Source organism: Pseudomaricurvus albidus (genome assembly GCF_018863235.1).
GTDB lineage: Bacteria > Pseudomonadota > Gammaproteobacteria > Pseudomonadales > Cellvibrionaceae > Pseudomaricurvus > Pseudomaricurvus albidus.
On sequence record NZ_JAHKRS010000003.1, the window covers coordinates 341,775 to 357,519 of the forward strand.

General features: G+C 53.3%; 15 protein-coding genes. 3 read left to right on the top strand and 12 right to left on the bottom strand.

All coding sequences use genetic code 11. The annotated features are described in order from the left end of the window. The first annotated feature begins 190 nt into the window (after nt 1-190). Both KOI40_RS08025 and KOI40_RS08030 read left to right on the top strand, forming a co-directional pair. On the top strand, nt 191-1,120 hold the full coding sequence (locus KOI40_RS08025) for a fructosamine kinase family protein (RefSeq protein WP_216096980.1): 930 nt from the start codon (nt 191-193) through the stop codon (nt 1,118-1,120). Between the two features lie 58 nt (nt 1,121-1,178). Continuing rightward, entirely contained in the window at nt 1,179-1,973 is a 795-nt protein-coding gene (locus KOI40_RS08030; RefSeq protein WP_216096981.1) for a glycerophosphodiester phosphodiesterase, read from the top strand. Here KOI40_RS08030 and KOI40_RS08035 read toward each other — a convergent pair. Continuing rightward, on the bottom strand, nt 1,949-3,997 hold the full coding sequence (locus KOI40_RS08035; RefSeq protein ID WP_216096982.1) for a thioredoxin domain-containing protein: 2,049 nt from the start codon (nt 3,995-3,997) through the stop codon (nt 1,949-1,951). The two genes, KOI40_RS08030 and KOI40_RS08035, sit on opposite strands and share 25 nt — an antisense overlap. Before the next feature lie 196 nt (nt 3,998-4,193). On the opposite strand from KOI40_RS08035, the gene KOI40_RS08040 reads away from it, so the two are divergent. After that, entirely contained in the window at nt 4,194-4,862 is a 669-nt protein-coding gene (locus KOI40_RS08040; RefSeq protein WP_216096983.1) for an SDR family oxidoreductase, read from the top strand. 87 nt (nt 4,863-4,949) lie between these two features. Here the strand turns inward: KOI40_RS08040 and lipA are convergent, their stop codons facing one another. The 11 genes from lipA to nadD all read right to left on the bottom strand — a co-directional run bounded on the left by lipA (nt 4,950) and on the right by nadD (nt 15,687). Next, nucleotides 4,950-5,933, bottom strand: coding sequence for a lipoyl synthase (lipA, locus tag KOI40_RS08045; protein WP_304504181.1), 984 nt, complete (start codon nt 5,931-5,933; stop codon nt 4,950-4,952). Continuing rightward, nucleotides 5,930-6,631 (bottom strand): lipoyl(octanoyl) transferase LipB, encoded by a 702-nt coding sequence (lipB, locus tag KOI40_RS08050; RefSeq protein ID WP_216096984.1) that lies wholly within the window; start codon nt 6,629-6,631, stop codon nt 5,930-5,932. Before lipB ends, lipA begins: the two co-directional genes overlap by 4 nt. Beyond that, nucleotides 6,631-6,921 (bottom strand): YbeD family protein, encoded by a 291-nt coding sequence (locus KOI40_RS08055; RefSeq protein ID WP_216096985.1) that lies wholly within the window; start codon nt 6,919-6,921, stop codon nt 6,631-6,633. The genes lipB and KOI40_RS08055 overlap by 1 nt, the downstream gene beginning before the upstream one ends. 175 nt (nt 6,922-7,096) lie before the next feature. Then, on the bottom strand, nt 7,097-8,215 hold the full coding sequence (locus KOI40_RS08060; protein ID WP_304504192.1) for a D-alanyl-D-alanine carboxypeptidase family protein: 1,119 nt from the start codon (nt 8,213-8,215) through the stop codon (nt 7,097-7,099). Nucleotides 8,216-8,568: 353 nt separating this feature from the next. Then, on the bottom strand, nt 8,569-9,486 hold the full coding sequence (locus tag KOI40_RS08065) for a septal ring lytic transglycosylase RlpA family protein (RefSeq protein ID WP_216096987.1): 918 nt from the start codon (nt 9,484-9,486) through the stop codon (nt 8,569-8,571). 264 nt (nt 9,487-9,750) lie between these two features. Further along, nucleotides 9,751-10,719 (bottom strand): lytic murein transglycosylase B, encoded by a 969-nt coding sequence (mltB, locus tag KOI40_RS08070; protein ID WP_439653233.1) that lies wholly within the window; start codon nt 10,717-10,719, stop codon nt 9,751-9,753. Nucleotides 10,720-10,862: 143 nt separating this feature from the next. Then, nucleotides 10,863-12,014 carry a rod shape-determining protein RodA gene (rodA, locus tag KOI40_RS08075; RefSeq protein WP_439653229.1) on the bottom strand — a complete coding sequence of 384 codons (1,152 nt, stop codon included), beginning with the start codon at nt 12,012-12,014 and terminating at the stop codon, nt 10,863-10,865. 7 nt (nt 12,015-12,021) lie between these two features. Further along, nucleotides 12,022-13,926 (bottom strand): penicillin-binding protein 2, encoded by a 1,905-nt coding sequence (gene mrdA / locus KOI40_RS08080; RefSeq protein WP_216096988.1) that lies wholly within the window; start codon nt 13,924-13,926, stop codon nt 12,022-12,024. A 180-nt stretch (nt 13,927-14,106) separates the two neighbouring features. Next, on the bottom strand, nt 14,107-14,577 hold the full coding sequence (gene rlmH, locus KOI40_RS08085; RefSeq protein WP_216096989.1) for a 23S rRNA (pseudouridine(1915)-N(3))-methyltransferase RlmH: 471 nt from the start codon (nt 14,575-14,577) through the stop codon (nt 14,107-14,109). A 28-nt stretch (nt 14,578-14,605) separates the two neighbouring features. Then, nucleotides 14,606-14,953: a ribosome silencing factor gene (rsfS, locus tag KOI40_RS08090; protein WP_304504182.1), complete on the bottom strand. Its 348-nt coding sequence runs from the start codon at nt 14,951-14,953 to the stop codon at nt 14,606-14,608. An 83-nt stretch (nt 14,954-15,036) separates the two neighbouring features. Continuing rightward, nucleotides 15,037-15,687: a nicotinate-nucleotide adenylyltransferase gene (gene nadD / locus KOI40_RS08095; RefSeq protein WP_216096990.1), complete on the bottom strand. Its 651-nt coding sequence runs from the start codon at nt 15,685-15,687 to the stop codon at nt 15,037-15,039. Nucleotides 15,688-15,745: the final 58 nt, after the last annotated feature.

The window sequence follows — 15,745 nt, forward strand, 5'->3', positions numbered from 1 at the left end:
ACGGCTCCGCATCAGGGGTCCGGGGGCGTTTATTCAGGATGAATAACAAGGGAAAATGCCCCGGGGAATCAGGCTCAATATCGAAACATTTATACCGCAAACCGTCAGTGTTCACCAGCACTCACACACTTGCCAAACGGCAGACACTGGCTATCATCGCAGTATAAGACCTCGGCCAAGAGGACACACCATGCTGCAACCGACGCTCGACGATATCAACCGGCTGGTTGAGTATGCACTCAACAAGACACCAGCCGGCCCGTCCCAAATTTGGCCCATCACCAAAGCCCAGGCCGTGAGCGGCGGCGATACCCACCAAAGCTATCTGCTTCACAGTACCGAACCCAGCAAACCGGGAGCCCGGTTTTTCCTGAAACTCAACCAGCTGGCCAGGCAACCGTTATTCACGGCCGAAGCCCAGGGACTACAAGCAATCCTGGCTCATCAACATCAGAACCCTGGCTGCATTAGCACCTGCAAAGTCCTGGATAGCGGCCACTATCAGCAATTCAGTTACCTGCTGCTGGAAGCTCTGGATTTGCAATCCGATGGCAACTGGCTAGAAGCAGGCCAACAACTGGCCAGGCTCCATCAGACTCCCGTCGGGAATCAATTTGGTTTTGAACATCCCAGTTATTGTGGCAGCAGTTACCAGCCCAACCACTGGGAGCAAAACTGGGCACGGTTTTTTGCCCATCACCGCATAGGACACCAATTGACGCTGCTCTGGAAAACCTCCGCCGACAACCCGAAAATTCAGCGCATCGTACAAACGGTTCAGGATCACCTGCAACACCGCAATCCCGCTCCTGCACTGGTGCACGGAGATCTCTGGCGGGGCAACATTGGATTTCATCGACAGACACAAGGCGCCAGCATACCCGTCATGTTTGATCCTGCCTGCTATTATGGCGATCCGGAAACGGATCTGGCGATGAGTGAATTTTTTGGGCGTTTTCCGGAAGACTTCTACCGGGGCTATAACCGCGTCTTGCCCGTAGACAAAGACTACCCATTGAGACGCCCTCTGTACCAACTCTATCACTTGCTGAATCACGCCAATTTGTTTGGCGCCAACTATAGACAGCAAGCCGAACAGCAGCTAAAAGAGCTGGTGTAAATCACTGCATCAATTTGCGGCCGGCAACAGAGCACCGAAAACACAGAGAGCACATTCAATGACAGACACCCTACTGGCCAAACCGCTGTTGTGCATCGCCCACCGGGGCGGCAGCCAGCAATTTTCCGAGAACACACTGGCAGCCTTTGAAGAAAGCCTCAACATTGGAGTAGATGCCATTGAACTGGATGTCTGGAATCTGGGCGGAGAGTTGCTGATCACACACGACCGCCGCCTGGGCAAAACACTGCCCGGCCAGGGTCGCCTGATCGATCAACACCCGCAACAGCTGAAAGAATTGATTCTCGCCTGCGGTAATCGGATTGCAACATTGACAGAAGCCCTGCAACTCATCGGTGACCGGGCCACCCTCAATATTGAGTTAAAGAGTCCGGACTGTGCCGATCTGGTGGCCGACACCCTTGAAATGTTTGTCCGCGATAACGACCTGAGTTTTGAACACTATGTCGTATCCAGTTTTGACCACCGTCAACTGTATGAATTCAAGCAACACCTGCCACAAGTGAAACGGGGAATTTTGGTGGAAGGCATCCCCCTGCATTATGCAACAGGTTTTGACGAGCTGGAGGCCTATTCATTTCATCCCAGCATTAACTTTATCAATGCCGATTTGGTCAGTGATGCTCAGCGGCACGGCTTTAAGGTTTGGACTTATACCGTCAATGAAGAGGATGATATGCAGCTGATGTCCGAGCTGGGAGTGGATGGCATCTTTACCGATTACCCCAAGCGTCTGATGAATCTGAACGCCCAATGCCTGTCATCGTCTGCGGCAGCGTCATGCGGTGACATTGACAATGACAATGATCAGGACAAAATCTCAGTCAGCTGATGCAGGATACCAACACAACTTGTCTGTACCTCCAGACAACGGTCTGCGGTGCAGACCAGTGCTTCACCCGGCTCCATACTCAGGGCTTCTGTAGGATGAAGCTCTGCCTCGGCAGGCAGTCGATAGCATAAAACCTGTCCCGGAAATTGCTGACGAATGTCTCTTTCCCAGCTGTCCATGACACCATTATCCATCATCATGACTTGCGGCATGGGCTGCAGCGACTCCTGATGAACCTGGATCAATGTCAAATGAGTCTCCGGCGATTGCTGCATCACCGGCAAGGCTGCTGACAGTATTCGCCTGGCCGCCTGTAAATACCGGGGCTCTGCGGTCAGATGCCCCAATCTCAATAGCACCTTTGCAGCGACACCATTCGCGGAAGGAACGGCAGAATCCATAAACGGCTTACTGCGATAAACCAGCTTCTCCGCATCATGGGCGGTATAGAAAAATCCACCGTACTCTTTATCTTCATGCAAGCGCAGTAAAGATTCTGCCAGTGCAATCACAAACTGGTAATCAACATCCCGCCAGAGAGTCTGCAGGCTTTCCAGCAAGGCATCCATCAGAAACACAAAATCGTCCAGATAGGCATGGCGCACCGGCTGCTCACCTTGCCAACCCGCAAATAATCTTTGATTCACCCAAAGTTTATTGCGGATAAAATCCAGCGCTCCGTGAGCAAGTGACAGTTCACGCAGCTCATTATCTTTGCGGGCCAATACCAGCAAGCCTTTAATCACCAAAGCATTCCAGCCAGTCAACACCTTGTGATCAATCAACGGTAACGGATTGTATGCCCGCAGATTCTCAATTTTTTCACGACCACCGCGATAAAGCTCCAGGGCCGTCTCGCGAGTCATCATCAGCGATTTGGCCGCCGTTTTGAGATCTTCTTGCTGTGATAAATGCCAACGGCCCAAAAAATTGGCTTCGCCTCGCAAACCGAACATCTGCTGAAACAAAGTGAACTCTTCCTGGGTTAAGCTGGAACGGATTTCCTCCAGGGCCAGAGTATAATAGGCGCCTTCTTTACCGTTGGTATCGGCATCCATTGCCGAGAAAAATGTACCGTGCAGTGTCAGCATATGCTGACGCAACCAGCGAACAATGCCCAGAGCCGCGCTTTTATACAACGGATTATCGGCTTGTATCCAGGCGCGGGCATAAACTTCCAGCAGCAAACCATTGTCGTACAGCATTTTTTCAAAGTGAGGAATGTTCCAACCCACGTCTGTACTGTAACGAAAAAAACCACCGCCAATACGATCATTAATACCGCGCTGAGCCATTTGACGTAAGGTCAAATGCAAATGCTGTTTGTCGTGCCCGGATAATTGATGACTGGCTTCTGCCTGCAACAGGAATGAAAGATTTACTGGTAACGGAAATTTCGGCGGCGCTCCAAAACCGCCCTCCTGCTGATCCTGATTCTCTCTTAAACTGCGCAGTGCTGCCGGCAACAGAGTCACGTCGGCAGTATCAAAACCGCTCAACACCGGCTGCATCAATTGTTGAAAGCTGGTCTCTACCTGATTGCGCAGCATCTTGAATTCGGAGTTCTGGTGTACATAGTAACTGTGCACGCGCGCCAGCAGGTCATCAAAACCCAACTGTCCCTCACGGCCGACTTTTGCAAAATAGGTTCCCGCCAGAAAGGGCAGCTGGGTTTCAGGACATAAAAACATGGTCAGCGGCCAGCCACCAGGACGACCAGTCAACATTTGATGCGCGGTTTGATACACATCGTCCAGATCCGGGCGCTCCTCACGATCCACTTTGATATTCACAAAGTGTTCGTTCATCAAAGCTGCCGTTTCCGGTGAGCTGAATGATTCACGAGCCATAACATGGCACCAGTGGCATGCGGAATAACCAATGGATAGCAGGATAGGTTTTTTCAGACGCTTCGCCAGCGCGAGCGTGCCCGGCGTCCAGGTCTGCCAGTGCACCGGCTGCTCACTGTGGGACAGAAGGTAAGGGCTGGTTTCGCCAGACAGACAATTGCGTAGTTCAGACATGGATCCGATGTCTCACAGTCAGAAACGGGTTCCGATCGGCGCGTAAACCGATAGCGTGTAATTCAACGGATCACATTTAATACCAAAATGAAAAGCACACCAACCCCCTCTCCCAACAAACATCGGCAGATTCAGTGTTAGTATGACGTTTTCGCCTCATCTGTGAGCGCCTTTCCCGTTTATTGGAGTTTTACCTATGCAATCTGATGTTGTTGTCATCACCGGAGCCAACCGCGGAATCGGGCTGTCCCTGGCACGCCTTTATGCCAACCAGGGACACGCCGTCTATGCGGTCTGCAGACAAACCTCTCCGGAATTGTCGGCACTGAAGCTCAACGTCATTGATGGGATCGACATCACCAACCCATCCGATATTCATCGACTGCAACAAAGCCTGAGCGGTGTCACCATTCAACTGCTGATCAACAATGCCGGTATCCTGCGCGAAGAGGATTTCGGACAGCTCAACAGCGAGAGTATCCGGGAACAGTTTGAAACCAATGCGCTGGCTCCCATACTGCTGACCGAGGCACTGGCCGGCAACCTGTCGACGGGCAGCAAGATCGCCTTTATCACCAGCCGTATGAGTTCCATTGCTGACAACAACAGTGGCGGTTACTACGGTTACCGCATGTCAAAAGCGGCACTCAACGTCGCTGCGAAATCCATTACGGTAGCAATGAAACCTCGTAAAATCTCAGTGGCAATTTTACACCCGGGACTGGTCGGTACGGATATGATCGGCGGCTACGGCGATATTACGCCAGACGAAGCGGCGCAAAGGCTGTCACAGAGGATTGAAGAACTGACGCTGGAAAACAGTGGTCGCTTCTTGCACGCCAATGGCGAGCAACTGCCCTGGTGAGCAAGAGCTTCAGGAGCCATTGTTTAGAACAACAGCTTAAGAACAACAGGCATGAGGGGCCCTGACAGGCTCCTCACAGTCGCGGAATTACTTAACCTCTTCGCCGTGAGCCTGTTTATCGGCGTGGTACGACGAGCGCACCAGCGGGCCACAGGCCGCGTGCTTAAAGCCTAGCTCTTTGGCCATCTCGGTATACTCATCAAACTCATCCGGATGCACATAGCGGTCAACCGGCAAGTGGTCTCTGGAAGGTTGCAGATACTGACCAATCGTCAGCATATCGATATCGTGCTCACGCATATCGCGCATGACTTCAAAGATTTCTTCTTTGGTCTCACCCAATCCGACCATCAGACCGGATTTGGTCAACACGTCGGGTCTGCGTTTTTTGAATTCCTGCAACAGTTTGAGCGACCACTTGTAGTTCGCACCCGGGCGGGAGGTCCGATACAGACGGGGTACGGTCTCCAGATTGTGGTTGAATACGTCCGGCGCCTCTTTTTCCAGAATGTCGAGTGCCACGTCCATACGACCCCGGAAATCCGGTGTCAGGATTTCAACTTCCAGCTTGGGTGAACGCTCGCGGGATTCGCGAATACAGTCCGCAAAGTGCTGAGCACCGCCATCGCGCAAGTCATCGCGGTCAACGGAGGTGATGACCACGTACTTGAGACTCATGTCAGCAATGGCTTCGGCCAGATGCACTGGCTCGTTTTCATCCAGCGGATTGGGCTTGCCGTGCCCTACATCGCAGAACGGACAGCGTCGGGTGCAGATTTCACCCATGATCATAAAGGTTGCCGTACCGCCGCTGAAACACTCACTCAAATTGGGGCAGTTGGCTTCTTCGCAAACGGTGGCCAGCTTGTTCTTGCGCAGAATTTTTTTGATGCGATCGACTTCCGGCGAATTCCCCACACGCACACGAATCCAGTCCGGCTTGCGTTTGAGTTCGTCGGTAGCGATAACTTTGACAGGAATCCGTTCCACTTTGTCGGCATCACGCAACTTCTCACCCTGTTTCAGGCGACGTGTGCGTTTTACTGGTTCCATATTCGTATCAGTGGTCATAATGCTTCTGTCTCGGGATCGGAGAAATCAATCAGCACCTGCGGTGCGTTGTCGGCTACTTCGGTATCGGTGTAACCCAGGTGTTTTACAAAGTGTTTTACGATCAGCGGTTCCAGTGCCGCCACCGAACCGGCCCGTTCATCTTCGGACAAATCCACCGTTCGGACCATTTTCAGCCCCTGATAGCCACAGGGATTAATGCGCGCAAACCCGCTGAGATCCATATCCACATTCAGACTCAGACCGTGGTAGCTGCAACCTTTACGGATCCGAAACCCAAGCGAAGCCACCTTGTCATCATTGACATAAACACCCGGGGCATCGGCCTTGGGATAGGCTTCAATATCGAGTTCAGCGAGGGTATCCACCAGAGTATTCTCTGTGCTGGTGACCAGATCGCGAACCCCCACGCCCCGACGACGAATATCAACCAGCGGATAGGCCACCAGTTGTCCCGGGCAGTGGTAGGTGACTTGTCCGCCACGATCGACCTGAACGACAGGAATGTCACCGGGCATGAGCACATGCTCTGCTTTACCGGCCTGCCCCTGGGTAAACACCGGCGGATGCTCCACCAGCCACAGCTCATCGGGCGTGGATTCATCACGCTGATCCGTGAAATTGGACATGGCTCGCCATACCGGGCGGTAATCCTGCAACCCCAGATAGCGAATACGCAGGGTATTCTGGTCCGCCATTACAATACCATCTTGGTTTTAGGATGGTTTTTCAGCTCTTCATGCAGCGCTTGCAGCTGATCAATACCCGTGGCGGTAATAAAAAAGGTAATGGACTGAAAAGTGCCCTTGCCGCTTTCCCGAACGGTAATCCGGGTACGGTCCAGCCCCGGTGCATGACGCTCCATCACCTCGATGGCATAGGCGTGATATTCCGGACCTGAGTCACCCATTACCTTCACAGGGTAATCGTCACAGGGAAATTCAATTTTTGGAGGTTCTTGACCAGAACTGGCTTTAGGGTCACTCATAACAGCACTTTCAAGGATTGTGAAAGCTGCCATTATACCTTGAGACGCCCCCCGGTGCGAGGCAGACACGATTGGCTCTCAAGGAAAAGAACAGGGGAAAAGCCGTGCTTTTCCCCTTGCAAACAGTCGGGTCAGGCAGCGACCTGAAGCCCAAAGTTGCCGATAAAACAAACGGTTAGCTGAACAAGCCGAGGAAAAACAGCTTGATGTTATCCCACAGGCGAGCAAAGAAACCTGCCTGTTCAACCGCTTGCAGAGCCACCAGAGGCTGGTCGACAAGGGTCTCATCATTGAGCACCACCGTCAGGTTACCCAGCTCCTGACCTTGGGAGATGGGTGCCTTGATGACATCATCAATAAAGATTTTGGCATCAAGATCATCATCAGCACCACGAGGAATGGTCAGGAACAGATCATCGGCCAACCCCAGTGACACTTCCTTGCTCATACCACCCCATACACGACTTTGCTGCAGTGACTCACCGCCGCTGTACAATTTGTGAGTCTGAAAGTAGCGGAAACCATAAGACAGCAGTTTTTGCGACTCCGCCGCCCGGGCCTCATCGGAACGAGTGCCCATAACCACCGAAATCAGACGCATACCGTTTTTTTGCGCAGACGCCACCAGACAATAGCCGGCCTCTTCGGTGTGACCGGTTTTCAGACCATCGACACTGTCATCGCGAAACAACAGACGGTTGCGGTTGGGCTGGTTAATGCCGTTGTATTTGAAATATTTCTCGGAATACAGCGCGTAATGACGGGGAAAATCGTTGATCAACGCCCGGGCCAGAATCGCCTGATCACGGGCTGTAGTCAGATGGCCTTCTGCCGGCCAGCCGGTGGAGTTCTTGTAGTGGGTGCCGGTCATTCCCAACAGTGCCGCCTGCTGATTCATGACATCAACAAAGGCACCTTCACTGCCGGACACATATTCAGCCAGAGCAACGGTGGCGTCATTACCCGATTGAACGATCATCCCCAGCAGCAGATCGTGCAGTCGCACTTTGGTGCCCTCGCGGACAAACATTTTAGAACCGCCCATCTTCCAGGCTTTAACACTGATGTTAACTTCTTCGTTTTCATCAATGTTGCCACCTTCCACTTCCGAGGACACGATGTAGCTGGTCATCAGTTTAGTCAGACTGGCGGGAGGCAACTGCTCATCGGCGTTCTTCTCAACCAGAACCTTGCCGGTGTTGGCATCCATCAGGATATAACCAGAGGCGGCCAACTGAGGCGGTGCCGGAATAATGTCCGGACGAGCCTGAGCTAGGCCCGACATCAACATCATGGAGGAAATAAACAGGGTAACAAAAGATTTAAAAACGAATTGTGTTCTCATGGATCTCAACTGGTTGCTGGAGTGATACGAAATCCCTTCGTCAGAGATGTTTGCCAAACAATCTTTAATACTGATCGCCCCTTATGGACTCTCAATCGACGAAAAAATTCCTCAGGGGTGTTCCTTGCCGGGCATTTCCTCCGAGACCGTCTTCAAGACAGTACAAGGGGCAATTCTAGTCAAAAATAACCAAAAGCACCGCGCCGTGGCTACAGCGAGCTAGTTTAACAGTCGACCTTGCCCAGTCAAACGAGGAAGCGCACAGTTTTGATGCTCTCGCCCTGTCAGCCAACCCTCTTGGGTTAATCGTAGACCACATGGGGCGAAGGCAGGCGATTTTTCTCCAGCAAACTGCGCAAATCCATCAACACCAGATTGTCCCCTATCGGACCAACCTGGACGCGGTAAAGTGCATCCTCGGAAGGAGGAATGACTTTCACCGGCAGGGACGTTAACCCCCCGAGCTGGTCACGCAATTTTTCGGCGGCCGCAGGCGTTGAGAAAGCGCCAGCCTGCAGAAATGTGTTTTTGGGCAATTCATAACCGGCCGGATTTTCAGGCACAGGCGCTCTGGCCACCGTCGAATTGCTTTGCACAGGTAGCTGAGGTGCCGCCGGATGACTGACCGCGACATTATCCAGAGGCTGAATCGCCTCCACCCTTACACTGGCGGTACCCTGCTTGAGATACCCCAGCTTTTTCGCAGCCGTGTAGGACAAATCAATCACCCTGCCCTTATGAAACGGCCCACGGTCATTCACACGGACAATCACCTGACGCCCGTTGGACAGATTCGTCACCTTGACATAGGAGGGGATGGGCAAGGTTTTGTGGGCAGCCGTCATACCGTACATGCTGTAAATTTCGCCATTGGCCGTGCGCTTGCCGTGGAATTTATTACCGTACCAGGACGCCTTGCCCTCTTGCACGAATCCTTTGTCAGTTGGCATCACATGGTAGGTTTTGCCCAGCACTTTATAAGGAGACTTGTTGCCTGCACGGGTGCGGACTTCTTTGCGGGGCACCGCATCCGGGATGTGCGAGACATCCACATCCTGCTCCGGCCCGCTGTCTTTCACATCGGTTGGCACATTGACAATAATCTGGCTGCTGTCGCTGCGGGGCTGCTGAACAACCGGCTTCTGAGTCGTACAGGCGGAAAGAAACAGCAAGCCCAGGGCGACGGTAAATAAAGCCGCCTTACCCCTAGAACCCTGCATACAGTGATTCGACTTCAATACTGCCAATGCTGCTACCTCATTAATTCTCTGTGCGCCTGTTCTGTGATGGCGACATTCATTGAAAGAAGAAAATACGAGACGGTGAAAAACCGTCCGGGGCCGTTAAAGAGACCCAATAAAGTTATACGAAGCCGCAACCTTGATCCAGACTTAAGACCACAACAATCGATTGTTTGCGGCCAATTTCAATGCTTTTGGCGACAAAAGACCTCTATCTACCGTCTCAATGGCCCTGAAAGACCTTCAGCTTTTATCCGCTTGCTCTTTGGCCTGAAGGATTTCCTGACTGAGCTGATACACCGCCATGGCATACAAACGACTGTGGTTGTAACGGGTGATGGCGTAAAAGTTGGTCAGCCCCATCCAGAACTCAGTCCCGTGCTCGCCTTCCAGCTCGATGGCCGTGGCTTTTTCATCCCCCGGCAAGGTATTGATCGGGGTATATCCCTTCTCTTCCAGACTCGCGACCGTGTGTAACGGCTTGAGCGAGTCATTCAGGACCGAGCTATCGTATCCACTCCGAGTGCGCATACGCACCACGACCGGCTCGTCCTTTTTCCAGCCGTGGCGGACGAAATAATTAGCCACACTGCCGATGGCATCCTCGCGGTTTTCCCAGATATCAATCAAGCCGTCGCCATCGAAATCGGCTGCGTATGCGCGGTAGCTGGACGGCATAAATTGTCCGAAGCCCATGGCGCCGGCATAGGAGCCTTTCAGGCTGAGCGGATCGCGCTGCTGTTCACGAGTCAATATCAGGAATTCACGCAGCTCCTTGGTAAAGAAAGGACTGCGCGGCGGATAGGCAAACGCCAGCGTCGAGAGCGCATCCATCACTCGATAGTTACCCATATGCTGGCCGTAACGGGTTTCAACACCAATAATGGCCACGATGATTTCGGCGGGCACACCGTAGGTTTCTTCCGCTCGGGTCAGGGCCTCCCGGTTCTGCTGCCAGAAATCCACACCTTTGCCAATACGCGACCTGGTGACAAAAATCTTGCGGTATTCGGCCCAGGTCTTGGTCTTTTCCGCCGGGCGAGAAATCGCATCCAGAATGGATTGTTGCTTCTTTGCCTGAGACAACCAGCCCTGCAGTTCCTGCTGAGAAAAACCGTGTTCTTTCTGCATCTCCCCCATAAAAGCTTTGACCTGGGGATCATCCATAAAATCACCCGCCGTTGCAGCCCCGGCACCTGAACAGGTGACCATCACGGCAACACTCATCAGACTGCGTCCTGCCCAGGTACGCAACCGGCGCAGTGGTGCAGTCTGTTTAACTCGCTTTACATCCGACAAAGAAAAATTCACTCACTTCTCCTGTGACTCAAGGCGCCTGCCCTTATCTCTGCAACTTATCCAAATCCGACCCGGCGGCGCTCGGTACTGATTGCCATCAGAATGCCAAACCCCATCATCAAAGTGACTATGGAGGTTCCACCGTGACTTACCAGTGGTAACGGTACCCCAACGACAGGCAATAAACCCGAAACCATACCGATATTTACAAACACATAGACAAAGAATGTGAAGGTAATACTCCCCGCCAACAAGCGCCCGAACGTGTTTTGAGCATTCATGGCGATGCGCAAGCCGCAGCCAATAATCCAGGCGTAGAGTGCCAGCAGCACCAGCACGCCCACCAAGCCAAACTCTTCGGCCAGTACGGCGATGATAAAATCGGTATGACTTTCAGGCAGGAAATCCAGTTGCGACTGGGTGCCGTTCAGCCAGCCCTTGCCATACAAACCGCCGGAACCAATAGCGGTCTTGGACTGAATGATGTTCCAGCCGGCCCCGAGCTTGTCAGCCTCAGGATTCAGCATGGTGAGAATGCGCTGCTTCTGATAACCGTGCAAAACAAACATCCAGATGGGCCAGGCACTGGCCACGACAATCCCCACAGCAGACATGATGTAAGCCCAGCGCAAGCCGGCGAAAAACAGAACAAACAAGCCCGAAGCAGCAATCAGGATGGAAGTCCCCAGATCGGGCTGTTTCATGATCAACAGGGCCGGCAGGCCGATCAGAATCAGGGCGACAAAAACATGCTTAAAACTCGGTGGCAGAATACGGTGGGCGAGGTACGCCGACAGTATCAGGGGCATGCCCAGCTTAAGCACCTCGGAAGGCTGGAAACGAATCACCCCCAGGCTCAGCCATCGCTGCGCACCTTTTGCGCCAACCCCCATCACCAACACCAGTACCAGCAGAATCACCCCCAGCCCATAGATCCAGGGAGCCCAGAACTCCATTGTGTGAGTCCGAAACTGCGCCGTGGTGAACATCACCCCGTAGGCAAGCACCATAAAAACACTCTGGCGCTGAACGTAATGGAAGTCTTCACCACTGGCACTGTAGAGAACGATCAGACCGAAAATTGTCAGCGTCAGCAGTCCCAACAGCAGAGGCACATCAATATGCCAACGCTGCCACAAACCAACAGGCCGCCGAAGATCCCGACTGGCCTCCGGCATACGACGCTGAAAATCACTGACTCTGCTCACAAGTAATTTACCTCTCGGCCCTGACAGCAACCGGCTGATTGATCGGCGACTGAGGCATATTGTCTTCGCGCAGGGATTCCAGTTCCAGGTAGCGATCAATCACCTTGCGGGCCACACCCGCCGCCTTGGAGCTTTTTTCACCGTTTTCCACAATCACAGCGACCGCAATCTTGGGGTCATCCACTGGCGCAAACGCAACAAACAGCGCATGATCCCGCTGACGCTCTGCCAATGCCTCGGAATCGTATTTTTCCCCCTGGGCAATCCCCACCACCTGCGCGGTACCGGTTTTACCCGCCATGCGGTAGGTCAGATCGCGACCGATGCTGTTGTGTGCCGTCCCGTGACGACCATGCACTACATTTTCCATGGTGCTAAAAATAAAGTCCCAGTTCTTTTTCGAGATGTCGGTAATGACATGCTCTTTCTTTTCAAACTTCTCGTCACCAATTTTGTCTACAAGATGCGGTTCGATGTAGTGACCTCGGTTGGCGATGGTTGCCGTCATGACAGCCAACTGCAGCGGCGTGGTCAGGACATCCCCCTGACCAATCCCCACATTGAGGCTGTCGCCCGGAAACCAGGGCAATCCGCGCACCGCCCGCTTCCATTCACGAGATGGCCAGATCCCCTTGCGCTCACTGGGAATATCAATGCCCGTTCGTGAACCCAGCGCAAACTGAACGCCAAACTCGTGCATCCTGTCGATCCCCATATGAAACGCAAGATCGTAAAAATAGGTATCACAGGACTCGGTCACGGCCTGCATCAAATCCACCCGACGACCGTGCCCCTGACGCTTCCAGTCCCGGTAAAGGCGCTTTTCCCCTTCCAGCTGGTAGAAGCCCGGGTCACGCACCGAGTAACCCGGATCCACCACACGATTGTGCAACCCCGCCAACCCCAGCATAGGCTTCACCGTTGAGCCCGGCGGGTACTGGGCCTGAATGGTTCGGTTGAACAGCGGCAAATCCAGCGAGTTATTCAGCGCGTTGTAATCTTTGTAGCTGATGCCGGTCACAAACAGATTGGGGTTGTAACTGGGAGTGCTGACCATGGACAACACGCCACCCGTGTGAACATCCAGCGCAACCACCGCGCCGCGGTATTCCCCCATGGCTTCGATAGCTTCACGCTGCAAATCTGCGTCCAGATACAGTTTGAGGTTTTTTCCGGGCTCCGGTGCAATACTTTCAAGTACCCTTAATACCCGACCGCGGGCGTTGGTCTCGACGTATTGGTATCCCACCTCACCCAGCAGTTCGTCTTCGTATTGCCGCTCAAGACCAATTTTGCCGATGGTGTGCGTGCCGCTGTAGCGACGATAATTTTCCTCATCAAACGAGGACAGCTCGCGGTCGTTAATACGGCCCACATAACCGACAGAGTGAGCGAGCATTTCATTGAGTGGATAATCACGAACCAGCTCAGCCGCAACCTTCACCCCGGGAAGGCGATATTCGTTCACCGCCAGACGGGCAATTTCTTCTTCAGTCAGGCGGTAACTCAGGGGAACGGCTTCGTAAGGACGACGGCGCTGCTTGAGACGTTTTTCGAATTCCTCAATATCACCTTCGCGCAGCTCCACCAGTCGACCAATCAGATCCAGTGTTTCCGGTAGATTTTTTACCTGTTCTTTAATAATGGTCAGGGTATAGGTCGGGCGGTTATCGGCCAGCAAGGTACCATTGCGGTCAAAAATAAGACCCCGTGTCGGCGGCAACGGCTGCACCTGAACCCGATTGCGATCCGACTGGGTAACGTAAAGGTCGTAGTTGACCACCTGCAAATTATAGAGGCGGGCAACCAGCACTCCGAGCAGCAGCACAATGATCAGGCCGGCAACAATCAGCCGGCGTTTAAACAGCCGGGCTTCCTGATAGTGGTCTTTAAGGTGTTGCGGTTCCGGCATGAAAGCTCAATCTGAAGCTCAGGGGTGAAGGTTAGTCGGTGATTGTATGGACATTAGACAGGAGTTGGAAGTTCAACACTTGGTTTTTGTGAGCAGTCAGTCCTGGCTTGATCAGATTCGATCTTGCTTATGGCTTTTATACTGGATGTTATAAAGCCACGGTTTATAAAATAACCGCCTTCAGGACTTGTGGTACGGGTGATGGTTAAGAATCGACCAGGCCCGATACAGCTGCTCGATCAGAACAATACGCACCAGTGGATGAGGCAATGTCAGCGCCGACAGGGACCACTTGGCATCGGCACGGGCAAGGCACTCAGGAGCCAAGCCATCGGGCCCGCCAATCAACAAACTGTAATTGCTGCACTCCATCGACCAGCCGGCCAGATTGTCAGCCAGTTTTTCCGTGCTCCAGGGCTTGCCCAGCACATCGAGTGCTATGACTTTGTCACCTTTGGGGATAGCGGCCATCATCTGCTGACCTTCTTTGGCGATGGCTTTCTCTACGGAAGCGTTCTTGCCTCTCGGCCCCAGTGGCAGCTCGACCATTTCGACTGAAAAGTCTCTGGGCAGACGTTTGGCATAATCCGTATAGCCTTCTTCCACCCAACCGGGCATGCGGGTACCGACCGCAATGATTTTAAAACGCATGGTTGTCCCTTGCCGTAGAGCCGCTGAATTACTCGCTGTCCTGAGTACGAGTACCCGGTTCCATACTCCAGAGCTTTTCCAGATCGTAAAAATCCCGTGTCGACGGCATCATCACATGCACAACGGTATCGCCAAAGTCGGCCAGCACCCACTCACCGGTGTCGAGCCCTTCTACCCCGATAGCGGCAATGCCCCGGTCTTTTGCTTCCTGCACGACGTTGGACGCCAGTGACTTCACGTGTCGATTGGACGTACCGCTGGCAATCACCAGAGTATCCATTACATCGGTTAACTCACTGACATCGAGACTGACAATGTCTTTGCCCTTCAGATCTTCCAGGGCGTTGAGGATAATTTCATTTAATTCTTGGGACATCAGTTCAGGGTTTCCTTTGCCACTTAGGGTCAATTTGATTTGGAACGATTAAGGTGTAGAACACTTCACTCAAGCCTGTCCTCTCACGAAAGATACAGGCGGTTATCTTCAATATAGCGCCTGACAGCGTCAGGCAGCAGAAATTCTGGCGATTGCCCCGCAGCAATCAGTTCGCGAATGCTCGTCGCCGAGATATCCAGCAAGCTCTGCTCGACGATCACCACCCCGCCCGCAGAGCGGCTGTGCAGTGTCTCAGGCGTCACTTGATGCTGCTGATACCACTCGGCCACATCACCCTGCTGAGGCAGGCTCCATCCCGGTCGGGCGGCGACCACCAAGTGCGCCAAGTCGAGCAATTCACGCCAGCGATGCCAGCGATTCAGATTCACCAGCGAGTCCATGCCCACACACCAGCACAGAGAGACATGGTCGCCCAGCTCACGCCGCAGCTCCGCCAGCGTCTCCACGGTGTAGGAAGGCTCGTCGCGCTTCAGCTCCCGCTCATCCACCGAGAGATCGGGGCAATCCGCCACCGCCAGACGCACCATGGCGGCACGATCTTCACTGCTGCGTCCGGGTGCCTCGCGGTGAGGCGGCACATGACAGGGCAGCAAGCGCATTTCATCCAGAACCAGACGCTGCTTAAACTCCAGCGCCATGCGCAAATGACCGTAATGCACGGGATCAAAGGTGCCACCAAACAGGCCAAGCGATTGCAATTTACTGGCGGTCATCGACAACCCGCAGTTTTCACCACGGCCATAGCCAACCACTCCCGCTTACGGGTGTGGC